13 protein-coding genes are annotated in these 15,343 nt (G+C 46.7%); 12 read left to right on the top strand and 1 reads right to left on the bottom strand.

From position 1 onward, the window contains the following. Positions 1-4 precede the first annotated feature (4 nt). Positions 5-1,006: a UDP-glucose 4-epimerase GalE gene (gene galE / locus MST20_RS07765; RefSeq protein ID WP_243941310.1), complete on the top strand. Its 1,002-nt coding sequence runs from the start codon at positions 5-7 to the stop codon at positions 1,004-1,006. Further along, positions 1,003-2,490, top strand: a complete 1,488-nt coding sequence (gene galT / locus MST20_RS07760) for a UDP-glucose--hexose-1-phosphate uridylyltransferase (RefSeq protein WP_243941308.1) — start codon at positions 1,003-1,005, stop codon at positions 2,488-2,490. The genes galE and galT overlap by 4 nt, the downstream gene beginning before the upstream one ends. 36 nt (positions 2,491-2,526) lie before the next feature. On the opposite strand, the gene MST20_RS07755 is transcribed toward galT, so the two are convergent. Beyond that, the gene (locus tag MST20_RS07755) at positions 2,527-3,699 is read right to left on the bottom strand and encodes an ROK family transcriptional regulator (RefSeq protein ID WP_243941306.1); all 1,173 of its coding nucleotides are present in this window, start codon (positions 3,697-3,699) and stop codon (positions 2,527-2,529) included. A 152-nt stretch (positions 3,700-3,851) separates the two neighbouring features. On the opposite strand from MST20_RS07755, the gene MST20_RS07750 reads away from it, so the two are divergent. The 10 genes from MST20_RS07750 to MST20_RS07705 all read left to right on the top strand — a co-directional run bounded on the left by MST20_RS07750 (position 3,852) and on the right by MST20_RS07705 (position 15,319). Next, a complete protein-coding gene (locus MST20_RS07750; protein ID WP_243941304.1) occupies positions 3,852-4,277 on the top strand; it encodes a MarR family winged helix-turn-helix transcriptional regulator in 426 nt (141 codons plus the stop codon). 12 nt (positions 4,278-4,289) lie between these two features. Further along, on the top strand, positions 4,290-4,682 hold the full coding sequence (locus tag MST20_RS07745) for a rhodanese-like domain-containing protein (protein WP_243941302.1): 393 nt from the start codon (positions 4,290-4,292) through the stop codon (positions 4,680-4,682). Then, positions 4,676-5,110 carry an EVE domain-containing protein gene (locus MST20_RS07740; RefSeq protein ID WP_243941299.1) on the top strand — a complete coding sequence of 145 codons (435 nt, stop codon included), beginning with the start codon at positions 4,676-4,678 and terminating at the stop codon, positions 5,108-5,110. The genes MST20_RS07745 and MST20_RS07740 overlap by 7 nt, the downstream gene beginning before the upstream one ends. Positions 5,111-5,292: 182 nt before the next feature. Continuing rightward, positions 5,293-6,024 carry a GntR family transcriptional regulator gene (locus MST20_RS07735; RefSeq protein WP_243941297.1) on the top strand — a complete coding sequence of 244 codons (732 nt, stop codon included), beginning with the start codon at positions 5,293-5,295 and terminating at the stop codon, positions 6,022-6,024. Beyond that, positions 6,017-7,558 carry a gluconokinase gene (gene gntK, locus MST20_RS07730; RefSeq protein ID WP_243941296.1) on the top strand — a complete coding sequence of 514 codons (1,542 nt, stop codon included), beginning with the start codon at positions 6,017-6,019 and terminating at the stop codon, positions 7,556-7,558. Before MST20_RS07735 ends, gntK begins: the two co-directional genes overlap by 8 nt. A gap of 21 nt (positions 7,559-7,579) precedes the next feature. After that, on the top strand, positions 7,580-8,926 hold the full coding sequence (locus tag MST20_RS07725; RefSeq protein ID WP_243941294.1) for a GntP family permease: 1,347 nt from the start codon (positions 7,580-7,582) through the stop codon (positions 8,924-8,926). A 29-nt stretch (positions 8,927-8,955) separates the two neighbouring features. Continuing rightward, a complete protein-coding gene (gnd, locus tag MST20_RS07720) occupies positions 8,956-10,359 on the top strand; it encodes a decarboxylating NADP(+)-dependent phosphogluconate dehydrogenase (RefSeq protein ID WP_243941293.1) in 1,404 nt (467 codons plus the stop codon). Between the two features lie 280 nt (positions 10,360-10,639). Next, positions 10,640-13,243: a bifunctional acetaldehyde-CoA/alcohol dehydrogenase gene (adhE, locus tag MST20_RS07715; RefSeq protein ID WP_243941291.1), complete on the top strand. Its 2,604-nt coding sequence runs from the start codon at positions 10,640-10,642 to the stop codon at positions 13,241-13,243. Positions 13,244-13,398: 155 nt separating this feature from the next. Then, the gene (locus MST20_RS07710) at positions 13,399-14,010 is read left to right on the top strand and encodes a DUF421 domain-containing protein (protein ID WP_243941289.1); all 612 of its coding nucleotides are present in this window, start codon (positions 13,399-13,401) and stop codon (positions 14,008-14,010) included. 13 nt (positions 14,011-14,023) lie between these two features. Further along, positions 14,024-15,319, top strand: a complete 1,296-nt coding sequence (locus tag MST20_RS07705) for a chloride channel protein (RefSeq protein WP_243941287.1) — start codon at positions 14,024-14,026, stop codon at positions 15,317-15,319. Positions 15,320-15,343: the final 24 nt, after the last annotated feature.

The following is a 15,343-nucleotide window of genomic DNA, read 5'->3' as shown; positions in this document are numbered from 1 at the left end:
GGATATGAGTGTGTTGGTTTTGGGCGGTGCCGGCTATATCGGTTCACACGCCGTGTATCAATTAATAGACAGGGGTGAAACCGTCGTTGTCGTTGACAACCTTGAGACCGGCCAAAGGCAGGCAGTACATCCCGATGCGGCCTTTTATGAAGGGGATGTGCGCGATCACGACTTCCTCCGCACCGTTTTTGAAAAGGAACGTATTGAAGAAGTGATCCACTTCGCCGCCAGTTCACTTGTCGGCGAATCGATGAAAGATCCGCTTAAATACTACGACAACAATGTATCCGGGACACAGGTTTTGCTTCAGACGATGCTCGAGCACGATGTGAAAAAAATCGTATTCTCCTCGACGGCGGCCGTCTACGGAGAGCCCGAATCGGTACCGATCACAGAAGACATGCCGACGCAGCCGACAAGCACCTACGGGGAAACGAAACTGATCATGGAGAAGCTCATGAAGCGGACTGAAGAAGCCCATGGGATCAGCTTTGTGTCTCTCAGGTACTTCAATGTCGCAGGAGCAAGAGAAACGGGAGAGATCGGAGAAGACCACCATCCGGAAACACACCTGGTCCCCATCATCCTGCAAACCGCTCTCGGACAAAGACCGCATATTACGATTTTCGGGGATGACTATGATACGCCCGACGGCACGTGCATCCGCGACTATGTTCATGTTGAAGACCTGATTGACGCTCATCTGTCGGCACTGGACTATTTAAGAGAAGGCGGCAACAGCGATATATTCAACCTTGGCAGCAGCGAAGGATTTTCGGTGAAAGAAATGATTGATGCGGCGAGAAAGGTCACCGGGAAAGACATTCCCGCCGAAATCGGCAAGCGCAGAGCCGGCGACCCGAGCATCCTGATTGCCGGCTCTGACAAAGCAAAGCAAGTCCTGGGCTGGAGGCCTTCGCGCACTTCTGTAGCAAAGATCATTGAAGACGCCTGGAAGTGGCATTCCTCACATCCAAACGGGTACAGGAAGGAAGTGTCATCATGATTGAACAAAACATAGCCGGACTCATTCAAAAAGCGCTTGAAGCAGGGTTAATCGAACCGGCTGACGTGAACTACGCACGCAACCGAGTGATGCATCTGCTGGGCTTGGAATCATTTCCTGAGGAAGCCCCTGCGGCTTCCGGCGACTCCATCCCCGACCTTTTGGAAAAACTCGTAGCCTATGCAGTCGAACACGACGTGATAACCGACGATTTAGACGCGAAAGACATGCTGGCGGCAAATGTGATGAACTGCTTTGTTGCAAGACCTTCTGTCATCAATGCCGTGTTTCAGCAAAAATACGAGCAATCGCCGCTGGAGGCCACCGACTATTTTTATCAGCTCAGCAAAAACAGCAACTATATCCAGACGAAACGAATTGAAAGAAATATTTCGTATCAGACGGATACACCTTACGGCACAATGGATATTACGATCAATTTGTCAAAGCCGGAAAAAGACCCTGAGCAAATCAAACGGGAACGCGCCGCTGCAAAACGAGCACGCAGCTATCCGACGTGCCTGCTTTGTAAAGAAAACGAAGGGTATGCAGGACGAATCGGGTATCCCGCCCGGGCGAACCACAGGATAATTAAAGTCCCGCTCGCCGGAGAAAACTGGTATTTTCAATATTCTCCATATGCGTACTATAACGAGCACAGCATTTTATTTTCTGAGCAGCATCGGCCGATGAAAATTAATAAGCTTGCCTTTCGCAGGCTGCTTGTTTTTACAGAGCTGTTTCCGCATTATTTTATCGGATCGAATGCCGATTTGCCGATCGTCGGCGGGTCTATTTTAAGCCATGACCATTATCAGACCGGACGATATGAGTTTGCGATGACGCGCGCAGAAGACGCGTTCTCCTTTCAAATCAAACAGCATCCGGACATCGAAGCCTCTGTTTTAAAATGGCCGATGTCTGTCATCCGCCTGAAAGGAACGGCGATCAACAGCCTTGTCGATGCGGCGAATCATATTTTTCAGACTTGGAAAAACTACTCGGATCAACAAGCGGAAATTACGGCTTTTACAGATGAAACGCCTCATAACACGATTACGCCTATTGCAAGAAACGTGAGCGGCGTTTTTGAAATCGACCTTGTGCTCAGAAACAACCGGACATCTGCCGCGCATCCATACGGCATATTCCACCCGCATGCTGACGTTCACCATATTAAGAAAGAGAATATCGGCTTAATCGAAGTGATGGGCCTCGCCGTCCTTCCGCCCCGCTTAAAGACCGAACTGGCGGGAGTGACAGAGTTCCTGCTCGGTCAGTCAGATGCCGTTGAAGCGCATCACCGGGAATGGGCCGAACAGCTCAAAACCGAATACGGAGAGCTGTCCGGGCCGGAGCAGGCTGAATCCATTGTACGAAAAGAACTTGGCCGGAAATTTGTTAAAGCCCTTGAGGATGCCGGGGTATTCAAAGACCGCGAAGCTTTCATGCGCTTCATCCGCACGGTCAATCATCAGGGGTAAGGCTTCACCGGTGTTAAAATAGGTGAAAAAAACGGCTTATTTTAACACCGGATCAAACAGCTCCGCCAACAGCAATGAAACGGCTCCGTAAAGCGTCGCTTCATCGCCGAGCTTCGTTATCGTCACCTCTGTCTGCCTCGCTTCGGCTGTTAAGGCTTTCTGCTGTATCGTTTCTCGTATCGCCGGCAATATGAACCTCCCGCCTTTCATCACTCCGCCGCCCAGCACGATTTTGCCCGGATTGACAAGATGAATGAAGTTGGTCAGCCCGATTCCGATGATCACACCGGTTTCCCGAAAGAGTTCGATACACGTTTGGCAGCCGTTCTCGGCCATTTCAAACAAATCTTTGGCTGTCAGGCTGTCCGGACTTTCTTTCAGCCGCTTTTTTCCCCGTTCGGCAATCGCTTTTCCGCTCACAATCGTCTGCAGGCAGCCGCGGTTGCCGCACTCGCACTTTTCTCCATTGATATCAATGATCATATGGCCCAGTTCCCCTGCGATTCCTTCCGCTCCATGGTACAGTTTTCCGTTAATGACAATCCCCGCACCAACGCCGCGGCCGATATTCACGGCCGCCATACTGCCTGCATCATCGCGGCCGCCGAACCACGATTCGCCAAGCGCCATCGCCCTGGCATCATTTTCAACTCTTACCGTTAAGTTGAATTCTTGTTCCAGCACATCTTTAATGGGAATATTGGTTAAGTTTAAAATCGGTGCGATGCGTGACATTCCCGTTTCAGCATCGACGACCCCGTGCATTGCGATGCCGATCCCGATGATCTTTTCCTGATCGACATCGGCCCGTCCCAAAATCGCACAAATATTTTCTTTTAAAACATCAATGAACGTCTCGTTTGTCAGCGGTTTTTTCAGCAGGCTCGAGGTCCGCTGCAGTATCCCTCCGGCTAAATCGGTTAAGACGCACTCCACCGTCTCAGGCCCGGCATCAAGGCCAATGACATAAAAGGCACCTGTGTTGATGTGCAGCATTGTCGGCTTCCTTCCGCCGCTCGAATGACCGAGCGTGCTTTCTTTCACGAGCCCTTGTCCGATCAGCTCTTTGACAATGCTTGAGACCGTGGGAGGGGTAATCTTTGTTTCCTTGGCGATCTCGGCTCTCGAAATCGGCTCTGAAGTTCTGATTTTATTAAGAATGATCGATTTGTTCACCGATTTCATTAATTGAAATGTACCGCGCTGCATGTGAAATCCTCCATTTACACCATATCGTAGGTTTTATTGTACCACGGTTAATTAATTAAATTAACAAACGAAAACTAGAAAACTTGCGTTCGAAAATATAATCAGTTATACTGACTATATTGTTTATTGATTATTTTAGGTGGTGACGATTTTTGGAACAGTTAAGTCAATTCTACGGATTTTTGCTAGGAAAGATTCTTCAGCAAATGGAGGATCGATTTGCTGACGTTCTCGCTCCGTATAACTTGAATGCCAGGCAATTCGGAGTACTTGTATTTATTGAAGAAAATCCTTTTTCTTCTCAAAAACTGATTTCTGAACAACTGCAGATCGACCGTACGACAATGGTGAGTCATGTTGACCATTTAGAAGCTTCAGGCTTTGTGGAAAGGACAAAAAACGCAAGTGACCGCAGGGCATACAGCCTAATCCTTACTGAAAAAGGAAGCGATGTACTGTCATCATGCAAACAGATTTTAGTACAGACAGAATACGAGGTTTTATCCCCTCTGACTGACGATGAAAAAAAGTTATTTAAAGATTTGCTTTTAAAAGTATGGAAAAAGTATAAAAACTAGGAGGCGTACCCTATGAATTCCCTCGATTTTTTCAATGCACGTTTAGAAGCCACCATTAGTCCCATGGATTATTTGAAATCTTCAAAGGACAACCCTGAAAAATATTTTTTAATGGATGTAAGAAACGGGCCAAGCGAAGTCAGGAGCTTGACGATAAAAGGTGCTCAAGTGATACCTGAACACGATCTCCCTCATCGATTAGAGGATATTCCAAAAGATAAAGAAATCATTGTGTACTGCTGGGATGTCTGGTGCAATACGGCAGCTAAAGCAGCCAAACTTTTATTAGAAAAAGGCTATCAAGTGAAAGAGCTGACCGGAGGGATCGCGGCATGGAGAGAAATGAATTTTCCTGTGTCAGCATGCACTGAAGGGGATACTGACAAGGATGCCTGCGGATGCTGAAAGGAATGAAAAGAAGGTATTGGATCGGCGTGGCTTCGCACGATCACGTCTTGAAAGGTGTATCCGGAGGCTTTGCACAACTTTGCCACGGAAAAGAGGCGCCTTTAAAAAGAATGAACCTTGGTGATTGGATCATTTATTACTCGCCAAAACAGAATCTCAAAGATCATGCGCCTTATCAAAAGTTTACAGCTGTAGGGAAAGTGAGTGATAACAGAGTTTACAAGGTTCATGCGGGAGAAGGATTCTCACCTTACAGAAGGAAGATCAACTTTTTAAAATGCCGGGAAACGCCGATCCACCCATTCATTCCTCACCTCTCTTTCATCAAAAACAAACGGCACTGGGGTTATTCCTTTCGATTTGGGCACATAGAAATTAGCGAACATGACTTCAAACTCATCGTTAAACAAATGGTCAAAAAATAAAGGGCAGCTGCTCCCTTTATTTTTTTGTTTTAGAGGGGATTTCAAAGTGCTTCTGCAAAACAAATGATTTCTAAATGGAAAAATTTTTCGAAAAATTTAAAATGAAAGTGTTTGCATAATCAAAATAATCGCGTTATCATACTTGTATACAAGTATACTCGTATAACTAGGAAGGTGAGTGTATGAGCAAATCTAAAAGTCTTTTATATCCGGAGAAGTGGCTTTCAAGAGCTTCAACAGGTGTTCGCGTCGCATGCGAGCTGAGAATGCGCATTATTTCCGGCTTGATTGAAAGCGGTACCATTTTATCTGAAAATAAATTAGCTGCGGAATTCTCGGTGAGCCGGTCTCCCATCCGCGAGGCTTTAAAAATACTGGCATCGGAAAAAATCATCCGTTTGGAACGGATGGGCGCCGTTGTCATCGGTTTAACCGAAAAAGAAATTGGAGAAATTTATGATGTGCGTCTGGTGATGGAAACATTCGTATTCGAACGGCTTGGACAGGCCAATGTCGACGAACTGGTAACAGACCTCAGCAAAATATTGGAGATGATGAAAGTCTCCATCAAATACAAAGATGCCGACGAGTTCTCATTTCAAGACGTCTTATTTCACGAAACGATTGTCCGCTCCATCAATCATTCTTACATTTTGATGATATGGAACAATCTCAAACCTGTGATGGAAAGCTTTATTCTTTTATCCATGCGGGCCCGCTTAAAAGAAAAATATGAAGACTTTGAACGAATTCTCGATAACCATGAACTTTATATCCAAGCAATCAAAACGAAAGACAGGGATCTGATGCTTAAATCCCTACATCAAAATTTCGATGACGTGCAAGGTAAAGTTGAAGATCTGTGGCTGTCGCAACAAATGCTGGCGAAAGGGGCCGAACAAGAAAATGACTAGTTATATGTTAGGCATAGATATCGGTACGACAAGCACGAAAGCGGTTTTATTCAGTGAAAAAGGGAACGTGATCCAAAAGGAAAGCATCGGCTACCCGCTTCACACACCGGACATCTCGACCGCTGAACAAAACCCGGATGAGATCTTTCAGGCCGTCATCCAGTCAACGGCGAAAATCATGCAGCAGCATCCTGACAAACAGCCGTCATTCATTTCATTCAGCAGCGCAATGCACAGCGTGATTGCAATGGACGAAAACGACAAGCCGCTCACCTCCTGTATCACTTGGGCAGACAACAGAAGCGAAGGCTGGGCTCATAAAATCAAAGAAGAAATGAACGGGCACAATATCTATAAACGGACGGGAACGCCGATTCACCCGATGACGCCGCTAAGTAAAATCACGTGGATTGTGAACGAACATCCTGAAACCGCTGCCAAAGCGAAAAAATATATCGGAATCAAAGAATATATTTTTAAAAAGTTATTTGATCAATATGTCGTCGATTACTCCTTAGCTTCGGCGATGGGAATGATGAATCTCAAAACATTGGCCTGGGACGAAGAAGCACTGACCGTTGCCGGCATCACACCCGATCACTTATCAAAGCTCGTTCCGACAACAGCCATTTTCCATCATTGCAATCCGGAACTGGCGGCGATGATGGGAATCGATCCGCAAACGCCATTTGTCATCGGTGCCAGTGACGGCGTGCTGTCCAACCTCGGCGTCAACGCGATTAAAAAAGGCGAAATCGCCGTTACCATCGGGACAAGCGGTGCGATTCGCACGATTATCGATAAGCCGCAAACCGATGAAAAAGGCAGAATCTTTTGCTATGCCTTAACTGAGAACCATTGGGTCATCGGCGGGCCAGTGAACAACGGCGGGATCGTCCTTCGCTGGATCAGAGATGAATTTGCTTCATCAGAAATCGAAACGGCAAAACGTCTCGGCATTGATCCGTACGATGTCTTGACCAAAATTGCCGAACGCGTCAGACCGGGTGCCGACGGACTGCTGTTCCATCCATACCTCGCAGGCGAACGGGCGCCGCTTTGGAATCCGGATGTGCGCGGTTCATTCTTCGGCCTCACCATGTCGCATAAAAAAGAACACATGATTCGCGCGGCGTTGGAAGGGGTTATTTACAATCTGTACACCGTCTTCCTGGCGTTGACAGAATGCATGGACGAGCCCGTTGCCCGAATCCAGGCGACCGGAGGTTTCGCAAGGTCTGATGTATGGAGGCAAATGATGGCCGATATTTTCGAATCGGAAGTCGTCGTGCCGGAAAGCTATGAAAGCTCTTGTCTCGGCGCCTGCATTTTGGGACTGTACGCGACAGGAAAAATCGATTCATTTGATGTCGTCTCCGACATGATCGGAAGCACGCACAGGCACGCGCCGAAAGAAGAATCGGCCAAAGAATACAGAACATTAATGCCGATCTTTATCAACTTATCGCGAGCACTTGAAAACGAGTATACACAAATTGCAAATTATCAAAGAAACTTAACCAGCAAAAAATAGGGGAGAATTGGAGGCGTTATCATGCCATTATTGATCGTAGCCATCGGGATTGTCGCACTATTGCTTTTGATTATGGGGTTAAAACTGAATACGTTTGTTTCCTTGATTATCGTATCGTTCGGGGTTGCTTTGGCACTCGGAATGCCGCTTGACGACATCGTCAAAACGATTGAAGAAGGGCTCGGCGGAACGCTCGGCCATATCGCATTGATCTTCGGGCTCGGCGCCATGCTGGGCAAGCTGATCGCGGATTCAGGGGGCGCTCAGCGCATTGCGATGACCCTCGTCAACAAATTCGGGAAGAAAAACATCCAATGGGCGGTCGTCATCGCCTCCTTTATTATCGGGGTTGCATTATTCTTCGAAGTCGGATTGGTATTATTGATTCCAATTGTATTCGCTATTTCAAGAGAATTGAAGATTTCAATTTTATACCTCGGAATTCCGATGACGGCGGCCTTATCCGTCACACACGGCTTCCTGCCTCCGCATCCGGGGCCGACGGCTATCGCGGGAGAGCTCGGCGCCAATATCGGGGAAGTGTTGCTCTACGGTATCATTGTTGCGATCCCAACCGTTCTTTTGGCCGGACCTTTATTTACGAAACTGGCGAAAAAAATCGTCCCGCAATCATTTGAGAAAATGGGCAGCATCGCTTCACTCGGTGAACAGAAAACGTTCAAACTTGAAGAGACGCCAGCCTTTGGCATCAGCGTCTTCACAGCTATGCTTCCGGTCATTATCATGTCGATTTCGACTGTTATTACGCTTATTCAAGAAACGGTGGGCCTTGCAGACAACAGCCTGCTGGCAGCGGTTCGCTTAATCGGGAATGCCTCGACTTCGATGGTCATCTCCCTGTTGGTCGCGATCTATACGATGGGGATCGCCAGAAAGATCCCGATCAAACAAGTGATGGATTCCTGTTCAACCGCCATTACACAAATCGGAATGATGCTCTTGATCATCGGAGGCGGCGGCGCCTTCAAACAAGTCTTGATCAATGGCGGAGTAGGCGACTATGTAGCTGAATTATTCAAAGGAACAGCCATGTCGCCGATCTTGCTCGCTTGGGTCATCGCCGCAATTCTGCGCATCTCATTAGGATCCGCGACAGTTGCTGCGTTAAGCACAACCGGACTCGTTCTTCCGATGCTCGGACAAAGCGATGTCAATCTTGCGCTGGTTGTGCTTGCAACAGGGGCCGGAAGTGTAATCGCTTCCCATGTCAATGACGCAGGTTTCTGGATGTTCAAAGAATATTTCGGCCTAAGCATGAAAGAAACATTTGCCACCTGGACACTGCTTGAAACAATTATCGCGGTGGCCGGATTAGGATTTACTTTATTGTTAAGCCTATTTGTATAAAAAAGTTTTCATGAAGGAGCAGGTATTACATGCGCAATACAATCGGTGTCATAGGTTTGGGAGTCATGGGTAGCAATATCGCCCTGAACATGGCAAGCAAAGGCGAACAAGTCGCCGTCTATAACTACACAAGGGATTTAACCGATCAACTCGTCCAAAAAACAGGAGGCCAAACAGTCAAGCCGTACTATGAACTTGAAGATTTCGTACAGTCTTTAGAAAAACCGAGAAAAATCTTTCTTATGGTCACAGCAGGCAAACCGGTCGATTCTGTCATCGACTCGCTCGTTCCTCTGCTTGAAGAAGGGGATGTCATCATGGACGGCGGCAACTCCCACTACGAAGATACGGAACGAAGATATGACAGTTTGAAAGCAAACGGAATCGGCTACCTGGGAATCGGCATTTCCGGAGGCGAAGTCGGCGCTTTAAAAGGCCCATCCATTATGCCCGGCGGAGATCGGGACGTCTACGAAAAAGCAGCTCCGATTCTCACAAAAATCGCCGCCCAAGTGGAAGGAGATCCATGCTGTGTCTACATCGGTCCGAAAGGCGCGGGGCATTTTGTCAAAATGGTGCACAACGGCATCGAGTACGCAGACATGCAGCTTATCGCTGAAGCCTATACATTTTTAAGAGAAAAGCTTCGTCTGCCGATAGATGAAATCGCTGACATTTTCGAGACGTGGAATCAAGGAGAGCTGAAAAGCTATCTAATCGAAATCACGGCTGAGATCCTGCGGAAAAAGGATGAGCGCACGGGCGCTCCGCTCATCGACGTCATCCTCGACAAAACCGGCCAAAAAGGCACGGGCAAATGGACGAGCCTGCAGGCCGTCGATAACGGCATTCCATCATCGATTATCACGGAATCCCTGTTTGCCCGTTACCTGTCGTCATTAAAAGACGAACGGACAGCTGCCGAAAACGTATTGGCCGGACCTGAAACAGAAGAACGGCCCCTGGATCAAAACGTGTGGATCGACCGCGTCAGACAGGCATTATACATGGGGAAAGTCTGCGCCTATGCACAAGGCTTCGCTCAATATAAAATGACGTCTGACCTGAACGGATGGAACCTGCCGTTAAAGGACATCGCCCTCATCTTCCGCGGCGGCTGCATCATCCGTGCGCAATTTTTAAATCTCATCAGTGAAGCGTTCGACAAACAGCCGGACCTGTCCAACCTGCTGGTCGCACCTGACTTCGCTGAAAAACTAAAAGAATACCAGTCCGGCTTGCGAAAGGTCGTCTGCGAAGGCATCAGCTCAGGTATCTCATTCCCGTGCCTGAGCACCGCCCTCTCCTATTACGACGGCTACCGGACGGGCCGCTCAAACGCAAACCTGCTGCAGGCACAGCGCGATTATTTCGGCGCTCACACGTATGAGCGGACAGATATGGAAGGCGTGTTTCATACGGACTGGTATTAAAAGCTGCACCCCGAAATTCGGGGTGCAGTGTTTCTTATTTTTGCTCAAATTTTGAATTTCATACTTTGTTCAACATTTCACAAACTCATACTTCAAATTCGTGATATGATAAATTCAGCCACAGAAAAGGAGGACTGATACCAAAATAAACCAGATATCCGCTTCAGGGATAAAAATTTTTAACCTTACTTGTGAAATGTTTCACAAACCATATCAACCTCATTCATCCCTGGACATCCTGTTGTAATCAAATTCCTATTCATTCACTGGAGGGTTTACAATGGCAATCGAAGAAAAGGAAATGAAACAAAAGCAAAATGCCTCAAACATGATTGATCAGCTAGTCGAAAAAGGCCTAAAGGCATTGGAAGAATTCCGCAGCTTTGATCAGGAGCAGATTGATGATATCGTCAAACAGATGGCGCTTGCCGGCCTTGATCAGCACATGCCTCTCGCCAAACTTGCCGTCGAAGAAACGAAGCGCGGCGTTTATGAAGATAAAATCATTAAAAACATGTTTGCCACAGAGTATGTCTACCATCATATCAAATACGATAAAACAGTGGGCATCATCAATGAAAACGAACACGACGGAGTCATTGAAATCGCGGAGCCTGTCGGTGTCATCGCCGGCGTGACGCCGGTGACCAATCCTACTTCCACTACAATGTTCAAGTCCCTGATAGCGATCAAAACAAGAAACCCAATCGTGTTTGCTTTCCATCCATCTGCCCAAAAATGCAGCCGCGAAGCGGCGAGAATCCTTCGGGACGCAGCCGTCAAAGCAGGAGCACCCGACAACTGCATCCAATGGATCGAAACGCCTTCGCTGAATGCAACTCAAGCCTTAATGACCCACCCGAACGTTTCCCTGATCCTTGCAACAGGGGGCGCCGGCATGGTGAAGTCAGCGTACAGCTCCGGAAAACCGGCCCTTGGCGTCGGACCTGGAAACGTTCCGTGCTACATCGAGAAGTCTGCCAACCTGAAGCAAGCCGTCAATGATCTGATCTTATCCAAAACATTTGACAACGGCATGATTTGCGCATCAGAGCAGGCCGTCATCATAGACAAAGACATCTACTCAGACGTCAAAGTCGAAATGACAAGAAACAGCTGCTATTTCTTAAATGAAACCGAAAAATCAAAGGTCGAGAAATTGGTCATCAATGAAAATACTTGCGCGGTAAACGCTGATATCGTCGGCATGCCGGCATTCAAAATCGCTGAAATGGCCGGTGTCAAAGTGCCGCAAGATACAAAAATTCTCATCGCTGAATTAGACGGCGTAGGTCCGGATTACCCGCTGTCCAGGGAAAAACTGAGCCCTGTTTTAGCGTGCTACAAAGTCAGCGGGTTTCAAGAGGGATTAAAACGCGCCGAAGACATGCTGGCGTTCGGCGGAACCGGCCACTCGGCAGTAATTCATACGAACGATCAAGAAGCCGTTAAAGAATTCGGATTACGGATGAAAGCCGGGCGGATCATCGTCAATGCACCGTCGTCACAAGGGGCGATCGGCGACATTTACAACGCCTATATGCCTTCCTTAACGCTCGGCTGCGGCACATATGGCGGGAACTCCGTCTCGTCAAACGTTGGAGCTGTTCATTTAATCAACACGAAAAAAGTGGCGAAAAGGAATGTCAATATGCAATGGTTTAAAGTTCCTCCAAAAATCTATTTTGAAAAACACGCTACCCAATATTTAGCGAAAATGCCTGACATCTCAAAAGCGTTGATTGTGACTGATCCGGGAATGGTGAAACTCGGATATGTAGACCGCGTCCTACACTACTTAAGAAGGCGCCCGGATTACGTTCATTGTGAAATTTTTTCTGATGTCGAGCCTGATCCTTCAATCGAAACGGTGATGAACGGCGTCGACATGATGGCCAAATTCCAGCCGGATGTCATCATCGCTCTCGGCGGAGGCTCTGCAATGGATGCCGCAAAAGGAATGTGGTTGTTCTATGAGCACCCGGATGCTGAATTCTTTGGATTAAAGCAAAAATTCCTGGACATCCGCAAGCGCATCGTCAAATACCCGAAACTGGGCGAAAAATCAAAATTCGTCGCGATCCCGACAACATCAGGCACAGGCTCTGAAGTCACTTCATTCTCTGTCATTACAGACAAAGAAACGAATACGAAGTATCCGCTGGCCGACTATGAATTAACACCGGACGTCGCAATCATTGACCCGCAATTTGTCATGACCGTGCCGAAACATATTACGGCTGACACAGGAATGGACGTATTAACTCACGCAATTGAATCATACGTATCATGCATGGCCAACGACTATACAGACGGCTTGGCCATGAAGGCCATCCAGCTGATCTTCGAATACCTGCCTAGAGCATACAAAAACGGCAGCGACGAGCTGGCCCGCGAAAAAGTGCATAATGCATCAACGATTGCCGGAATGGCGTTTTCCAATGCCTTCCTCGGCATCAACCACAGCTTAGCTCATAAGCTTGGTGCGGAGTTTCACATCGCTCACGGACGGGCAAACGCCATCCTTCTGCCGCACGTGATCCGCTATAATGCAGAAAAGCCGAAAAAGTTCACGGCATTTCCTAAATACAGCCACTTCATAGCCGATCAGCGCTACGCGGAGATTGCCAGAACGCTCGGCCTGCCTGCAAAAACAACTGCAGAAGGCGTTGAAAGCCTGATCCAGGAGATTATCTCGCTCGCCAAAGAGCTTAAAATTCCGATGAGCATTAAACAAAACGGCGTGGATGCCGCCGCATTCGAAAGCAAAGTGGATCTCATGGCTGAACGCGCCTTTGAAGATCAGTGCACGACAGCCAATCCGAAGCTGCCGTTGGTATCTGAATTGGCTGAGATTTATCGTTCGGCTTTTAAAGGCGTTTAATCAATAATTAGGTGAAAGCCATCCTGCAGAGGGTGGTTTTTTGCCGTTTTTAAAACCTTAAAAAAATTGCGGTCTAGGCTGTGCAACCATGAATAATTTTATATCTCTTCTACAACATATAATTATTACGTTGTTTTTTGAAAGGAGGAATGTTCTTGGACCTACAGTTCATCTGGAAAGCTGTTGTCATTGTCATAGGAGGCGTTCTCATTTTGCGGTTAGCCGGAAGAAAGTCAATTTCACAGCTTACTGTTGCACAGACCGTCATCATGATCGCTGTTGGTTCATTAATTATCCAACCCGTTAATGACAGGAATATTTGGATTACAATGCTCGTCACTTTTTTAATGATTCTCACGCTTCTTTTAATTGAGTATTGCGCTTTGAAATTTGATGCCTTAGAGAGCTTTATTTATGGAAAATCAGTTGTGGTTGTTGAAAACGGTCAAATTAATATTAATAACTTAAAAAAAATGCGTTTAACTGTAGATATGCTTGAAGTAAGGTTGAGACAACAAAACATTCAATCATTTAAAGACTTACAATGGGCGACAATCGAATCAAACGGACAGTTAGGGTATATGTTAAAACCAAATAAACAATATGTTACTAAAGAGGATATTCAACAGCTCAAATCGCTGATTGAAAGGAATCTCGACCAACCTCCTATTGAACCTCCGGGGCCGCAAACAAATTCATCACATAACATTTTTACGGAAATTAAAGACCCTATACATTCCAAAAAGCATTCTAAAGAATTGAAATGAGGTTACCAGTCAAGTGATACAGGATAAAAGTTTTTTAAAGGTTCTTGTTAAATGGATATTATACGGAGGCGTCATTGGCGGAATTGTGGGATCAACGACTGCCTTCCTGCTAGAAACTAACGACTATCTGGGTGAAATAAGAGAGAAAAACGACTGGCTCATATTCCTTCTGCCGCTTGGAGGACTTGTCATTGGTTACATCTACATGAATTATGGAAAAGTATTCTTACATAACACCTTAAATGACACCGCCCAATTAAATAACCTTGTGATTGACGCCGTTAATGGGGAAAAAAAAGTTCCGCAAAGAATGGGACCTATTGTGTATCTCGGAACTTTTATAACGGTTTTTTTTGGTGGGTCGACCGGGAGAGAAGGTGCAGCTGTCCAGATGGGGGGCAGTGTGGCTCAAATGGTCAACAAGTTATTTAAGGTCAGTTTGTTAGACACGAAAATTGTCATCATGAGCGGCATTAGTGCCGGATTTGGTGCGGCATTTGGAGCTCCTATAACCGGCGCTGTTTTCGGAATGGAGATGACTGCTTTAGGAAAACTTAAATTTGAAGCGCTTGTCCCTTGTTTTGTCGCTAGCTTCACTGGTCACTATATCACGACTGCGGCTTGGGGAGTTAAGCACGAAGAATTTATGATCCATGCACTACCAGAGTTATCTTTCATCACATTTGTAAAAGTTCTTCTTGTTTCTGTAATCTTCGGCCTATTAAGCGTCACATATAGCCAATTGAGACACGGGATAGAAGCATTCACCGAGAGCATTTTTAATCAAAACCATATGAAACGAGCCTTTGTGGGAGGAATCATCGTTGTATGCTTATTTTTAATAGTCGGCTCACAAGACTACAATGGTCGAGGTTTGGACATGTTAGAGCAGGCTTTTAAAGAAGAGGTGCCTCCGTTTGCCTTCCTCGCCAAGCTCATCTTTACCGCTGTTACTTTGGGGACGGGGTTTGTCGGCGGTGAGGCAATCCCATTATTTTTCATGGGCGCTACACTAGGGAACACCTTACACTCCATTGTTCATTTACCCCTCTCATTTTTAGCGGCAGTAGGGCTGATTGCTGCGTTTTGCGGCGGTGCCAATACCCCTATTGCAGCGTTCTTGTTGGCACTGGAAATGTTTGATGGAAAAGGGATTGAGTACTTTTTTGTCGCTTGTCTTGTTAGCTATATTTGTTCCGGCCACCATGGGCTATGGCCGTCCCAAAAAGTATATGCACCGAAGAGCCGGTTGTACGGTGTTGCTGACGGAGAAACGATCAAAAACGCTAAAAAAAAGAAAAAGTCTTAGACGAGATGTCCATCCTTTTTGCGG

The organism is Bacillus sp. B19-2, assembly GCF_022832475.1.
Taxonomy (GTDB): domain Bacteria; phylum Bacillota; class Bacilli; order Bacillales; family Bacillaceae; genus Bacillus; species Bacillus paralicheniformis.
The sequence above is the reverse complement of the archived record's forward strand: the minus strand, read 5'-3'. Positions and strand labels throughout refer to the sequence as shown.